Source organism: Pseudomonas sp. NPDC087817, assembly GCF_044742875.1.
Lineage (GTDB): Bacteria > Pseudomonadota > Gammaproteobacteria > Pseudomonadales > Pseudomonadaceae > Aquipseudomonas.
Genome location: NZ_JBIUVJ010000126.1, coordinates 1 through 5471, shown reverse-complemented (window position 1 = coordinate 5471; position 5471 = coordinate 1). Strand labels below are relative to the sequence as shown.

At 57.4% G+C, this 5471-nt stretch carries 6 protein-coding genes and 1 pseudogene; 4 read left to right on the top strand and 3 right to left on the bottom strand.

Annotated elements, in window-relative coordinates:
- Positions 1 to 347, top strand: a pseudogene (crc, locus tag ACIONG_RS29700) (catabolite repression control protein Crc); the annotation flags it as partial.
- Between the two features lie 101 nt (positions 348 to 448).
- Here the strand turns inward: crc and gltS are convergent.
- The 3 genes from gltS to rph all read right to left on the bottom strand — a co-directional run bounded on the left by gltS (position 449) and on the right by rph (position 3178).
- On the bottom strand, positions 449 to 1657 hold the full coding sequence (gene gltS / locus ACIONG_RS29695; protein WP_315445031.1) for a sodium/glutamate symporter: 1209 nt from the start codon (positions 1655 to 1657) through the stop codon (positions 449 to 451).
- 401 nt (positions 1658 to 2058) lie between these two features.
- Positions 2059 to 2427: a DUF4870 domain-containing protein gene (locus tag ACIONG_RS29690; protein ID WP_103302601.1), complete on the bottom strand. Its 369-nt coding sequence runs from the start codon at positions 2425 to 2427 to the stop codon at positions 2059 to 2061.
- Positions 2428 to 2455: 28 nt separating this feature from the next.
- A complete protein-coding gene (gene rph, locus ACIONG_RS29685) occupies positions 2456 to 3178 on the bottom strand; it encodes a ribonuclease PH (RefSeq protein WP_027610407.1) in 723 nt (240 codons plus the stop codon).
- Positions 3179 to 3448: 270 nt separating this feature from the next.
- Between rph and ACIONG_RS29680 the strand changes: the two genes are divergently transcribed.
- The 3 genes from ACIONG_RS29680 (at position 3449) to rpoZ (ending at position 5374) form a co-directional block, all read left to right on the top strand.
- The gene (locus ACIONG_RS29680) at positions 3449 to 4312 is read left to right on the top strand and encodes a YicC/YloC family endoribonuclease (RefSeq protein ID WP_103302951.1); all 864 of its coding nucleotides are present in this window, start codon (positions 3449 to 3451) and stop codon (positions 4310 to 4312) included.
- Positions 4313 to 4322: 10 nt separating this feature from the next.
- Positions 4323 to 4943, top strand: coding sequence for a guanylate kinase (gene gmk / locus ACIONG_RS29675; protein WP_401304517.1), 621 nt, complete (start codon positions 4323 to 4325; stop codon positions 4941 to 4943).
- A gap of 167 nt (positions 4944 to 5110) precedes the next feature.
- On the top strand, positions 5111 to 5374 hold the full coding sequence (gene rpoZ / locus ACIONG_RS29670) for a DNA-directed RNA polymerase subunit omega (protein WP_007894670.1): 264 nt from the start codon (positions 5111 to 5113) through the stop codon (positions 5372 to 5374).
- Positions 5375 to 5471: the final 97 nt, after the last annotated feature.

The window sequence follows — 5471 nt, the reverse complement described above, 5'->3', positions numbered from 1 at the left end:
ACTGTGGCTCGCTGTACGTGGCGCAGCAGAAGCTCGACATCAAGAACTGGCGCGACAGCCAGCAATCCCCGGGCTTCCTGGCGCCAGAACGCGCCTGGATGGACGAGATTGTCGGCAACATGGGCTATGTCGATGCCCTGCGCGAAGTCAGCCGCGAAGGCGACCAGTACAGCTGGTGGCCGGACAACGAACAGGCCGAGATGCTCAATCTCGGCTGGCGCTTCGACTACCAGATCCTGACCCCGGGTCTGCGCCGCTTTGTACGCAGCGCACGCCTGCCACGTCAGCCACGGTTCTCGCAGCACGCGCCGCTGATCGTCGACTACGACTGGACGCTGACCATCTAAGCGTCGATTCGCAGACATGAAAAATGCCCGTATCAAACGATACGGGCATTTTTTTATGCGCCAACCCACGCTAAAGCCGATCGCCGGACATGAACCGGGGATCAGACGGCAACGAAAAACGGCAGTACCAGGTACAGCTTGATAACGATCACGTTAATGATGTCGATAAAGAACGCCCCCACCATCGGCACCACCAGAAACGCGATCTGCGAAGGCCCGTAGCGCTGAGTCACCGCCTGCATGTTGGCGATGGCCGTTGGCGTCGCACCTAGTCCGAATCCGCAGTGACCTGCTGCCAGTACCGCCGCATCGTAGTTACTACCCATCATTCTGAATGTCACGAAGATCGCGAACAGCGCCATGACCAAGGCCTGTACCGCCAGGATGATGAAAATCGGCAACGCCAGAGCGGCCAGATCCCACAATTTGAGCGACATCAAGGCAATTGCCAGGAACAGCGACAGGCTGACATTTCCCAGCACAGAGACTTCGCGCTCGAAGACCTGATACAAACCCAGCGCTGATAACCCGTTACGCAGAACAACCCCGACAAACAGCACACAGACAAATGTCGGCAGTTCAAACGCCGTTCCTTGCAACAGGCCATTCAAGAGATTGCCGCCCAGCAGGCTGACTGCGATCAAAGCCAGCGTCTCGATAAACGAAAACGGCGTAATCGAGCGCTCTTTGTTCGGCTGCTCAAATCCCTTTGGCAAACGTGGCGTTTCCTGTGGATTGCAGCCCGGCACTTGAACACGCTTGATCAGCAGACGAGCCACCGGACCACCAATCAAGCCACCCAGCACCAGGCCAAACGTCGCAGAGGCAATCGCCAGTTCGGAAGCCGATGCCAAGCCATATTTCTCGCTGAACACCGTTCCCCACGCAGCGCCTGTGCCGTGGCCACCCGCCAAGGTAATCGAGCCCGTCAGCAGGCCCATCAACGGATCCAGCCCGAGCATCGTCGCAAGGCCGATGCCCATGGCGTTCTGAACGACCAGAAGGCCGGTTACCGCCAATAGAAATATGCCTACGACCCGGCCACCCTTCTTCAGGCTGGCGAAGTCCGCACTCAATCCGATGGTGGCAAAAAATGCCAACATCAAAGGAGTTTGCAGGGAAGTATCGAATCGAATTTCAATTTCGAAAGTGCGCAATAGCAATAAAACCAGAGCAACCACTAAACCGCCCGCGACGGGCTCCGGGATATTGTAATTACGCAAACATCCGACACGTGCAACAAGTCCGCGCCCCAGCAGAAGTACCAAGGAGGCGGCAACAAGCGTTCCATAAAAATCGAGCTGAATCATTGGGATTATTCTTGGCTATATATTCAGAGGCGCACTTTTTACCTGGGCACGCCCCATGAATCGGCTGATCGTCTCAACACTGATTGCTGTGAAATTCAAGAACCTTCGATGGTCTGAATATATCGAAATATTTCAACAGGAATATAACGTGCGACGACTTTAACAATCACGAACTCTAATTGCCAAGATCGTGCACAGCACTAAGGCTGTGCAGTTGTGACTAAAAGTGTAAAAACGAAAATGATGTTACAAGCTATTTATCCGCTTATCGCAAGCAGACTAATCCTACGCGTCAGGAAAACTATTTCAGTTGCAAAAATACAAATGCCCTGACAAGTCAGGGCATTTATTTTAAAGCACTACGAACTTCAACAATTCCCAGGGGAAATGTGCACTGATCGTTATTTGATCAAGCGCCAAGTGAACGGATAACGATAAGGAAAACCTTCGTTGGCCTTCACTCCGGCGATGATCGTCAACACCAGCGCACCGATGGCCAGCAGACCGAGCAGGAAGAAACCGATGATCAACACCATCAGCAGCAGAGAGATCGCTGCAGCAATCGCCACGGTGATCTGAAAATTCAGCGCTTCCTTGCCCTGGGCATCAATGAACGGATCCGACTCGCGCTTCATCTGCCACAGGATCAACGGCCCGATCAGATTACCGAACGGAATCCAGATCCCCAGCAAGGCGGACAGGTGACAAAACATCGCCCATTGGCGAACCTCCTGGCTCGGTTTGGGCAGCAACTCTTGCTCGTCACTCATCGCGTCCTCCTTGCGGGTTGGAACCTGCTCAGTCGGCCAGTGCGGCCTTCTGCAGTTCGAAAATTTCGTTCATGCCTTTCTTGGCCAGCTCCAGCATGGCGTTCAAGTCTTCAGGCTGGAACGGCGCGCCTTCGGCGGTGCCCTGCACCTCGATGAAACCGCCGGTGCTGGTCATGACCACGTTGAGGTCAGTCTCGGCGGCGGAATCTTCAAGATAGTCCAGATCCAGCACAGGCTCACCCTGATACATGCCGACCGATACCGCGCCGATCATTTGCTTGAGCGGGTCGCCGCCTTTCAGGCCGCCGCGCTTCTTGATGACCTTCAACGCATCGACCAGCGCGACCATGGCACCTGTGATGGACGCGGTGCGGGTGCCGCCGTCAGCCTGGATCACGTCGCAGTCGACGTACAGCGTCACGTCGCCCAGCTTCGACATGTCCAGCGCAGCGCGCAACGAACGGCCGATCAGACGCTGGATTTCCAGGGTGCGGCCGCCTTGCTTGCCACGGCTCGCTTCACGCTGGTTACGCTCGCCAGTGGCGCGCGGCAGCATGCCGTACTCGGCAGTCAACCAGCCCTGGCCCTGGCCCTTGAGGAAACGCGGCACGCCGTTTTCGACGCTGACGGTGCAGATGACTTTGGTATCACCGAACTCGACCAGTACGGACCCCTCGGCGTGTTTGGTGTAGTTGCGGGTAATGCGGATCGAGCGGAGCTGATCGGCAGCGCGACCACTTGGACGTTTCATAGGGAATACCTGTACTAGGGACGGAAAACTGCCGAGCATTATAGAGCGCTGCACCGTCACTGGGCACTTGTTAAAAATCCGCGCCGACGACCGAAGCCCCTGAACCACGCATTACCGACGGGCTGCAGCCCTTTGTCACACCGTGTGTTTGGGCGCATTCGCCGCACTGCGCTACAATCCTGCGCCTTTGCTGCCAGTCGGCTTAAATTCATTCATATCGCGCCCGTGGAACTGCAGTTCCGCGCCGATCTGCATTGCGAGGTCACCGCCATGGTGCACAGCATGACCGCCTTCGCCCGCGTCGAAAAAGCCGGCGTCCAGGGCACCCTGAGCTGGGAATTGCGCTCGGTCAACAGCCGCTATCTGGAACCGCACCTGCGCCTGCCGGAGTCGTTCCGCGACCTTGAGGGCGCCGTCCGCGAAGCCCTGCGTCAGGGCCTGTCGCGAGGCAAACTGGAATGCACCCTGCGTTTCACCGAAGAAAGCACCGGCAAGCCGCTGCAAGTTGATCGCGAGCGCGCCGCGCAATTGGTCGCCGCCGCCGAAACCGTTGCCGGGCTGATCAAGAATCCGGCCGCGCTGAACCCGCTGGAGGTGCTGGCATGGCCTGGCGTGCTGGTTGCTGATGCAAGCGATCCGCAAGCGCTGAATGCCGAAGCCCTCGCACTGTTCAATCAAGGCCTGAAAGATTTGAAAGCGGGCCGCGAGCGTGAAGGCTCAGAGCTGGCTCGACTGATCAACGAACGCCTGACGTCCATTGAAGAAGACGTCGTGACCCTGCGTGAACTGGTACCGCAGATGCTCGCGACCCAGCGCCAGAAGGTTCTCGACCGCTTCGCCGACATGAAGGCCGAACTGGATCCGCAGCGCCTGGAACAGGAAATGGTCATCCTCGCGCAAAAAAGCGATGTGGCCGAAGAGCTGGACCGCTTGAGCACCCATATCATCGAAGTTCGCCGGGTACTCAAGTCCGGTGGTGCGGCCGGGCGCCGCCTCGACTTCCTGATGCAGGAACTCAACCGCGAAGCCAACACACTGGGCTCCAAGGCCTTCGACCCGCGCAGCACCCAAGCCGCCGTCAACCTCAAGGTGTTGATCGAGCAGATGCGCGAACAAGTGCAGAATATTGAGTAAGGCAACAGACATGACCCACAGCACCGGCACCCTGTACATCATTTCCGCGCCATCGGGTGCGGGCAAAAGCAGCCTCGTCAAAGCTTTGACCGATGCCAATCCGGAGATTCGCGTATCGATCTCCCACACCACCCGCGCCATGCGTCCGGGTGAAGTGGACGGCGTTAACTATCACTTCGTGACCCGCGAAGAGTTCGTGAAGATGGGCGAGCACGGCGACTTCCTCGAACGCGCCGAAGTCTTCGGCAACTTCTACGGCACCTCGCAAAGCCGCCTGCAGCAAACCCTGGACGAAGGTCAGGACCTGATTCTGGAAATCGACTGGCAGGGCGCCGAGCAAGTGCGCAAGCTGATGCCGCAGGCACGTTCGATCTTCATCCTGCCGCCGTCGCTGCAAGCATTGCATCAGCGCCTGACCAACCGCGGCCAGGACAGCGACGAGATCATTGCCGGGCGGATGCGCGAAGCCGTCAGTGAAATGAGCCACTATGTCGAGTACGACTACCTGATCATCAACGATGATTTCGGCCACGCGCTGGACGATCTGAAGGCGATTTTCCGTGCCAATCAGCTGCAGCAGAAACGCCAACAGGTGCGTTTCGGCAAATTACTGGCCGAATTGCTCGGCTAATCAGCACTTCCCAAAACCGCTGCAAGGGCTTTACATTGGCACTTGCGGCGCGTTGAAGGGCTTGGTTAAAAAATCAGCGCTTCCCTAATCGCTGGTGATTTTTTAAACTGTTGAGTCCGCTCGCCCAACCGGGCAGCGCGCATATTGCATTCGCTCCGAGGAATACCATGGCCCGCGTAACCGTTGAAGACTGCCTGAACCACGTGGAAAACCGTTTTGAGCTGGTCATGCTCTCTACCAAACGTGCCCGTCAACTGGCCACCGGCGGCAAAGAGCCACTGGTTCAGTGGGAAAACGACAAGCCTACGGTTGTAGCGCTGCGTGAAATCGCTGAAGGCCTGATGAGCTACGAGTTCATCGCCAACGCTGAAATCGTCGAAGACGAACCGCTGTTCGCAGCGTTCGAGGACGAGTCCAACGAGGCCGTCTAAGCCTATGCCTGGTCGACGTAGCACGGCGCGGGATCACAGCCTACGGCAGGAATCATCATGCCGAGCATAGACGCCCTCGCCGATCGCTTATCGACCT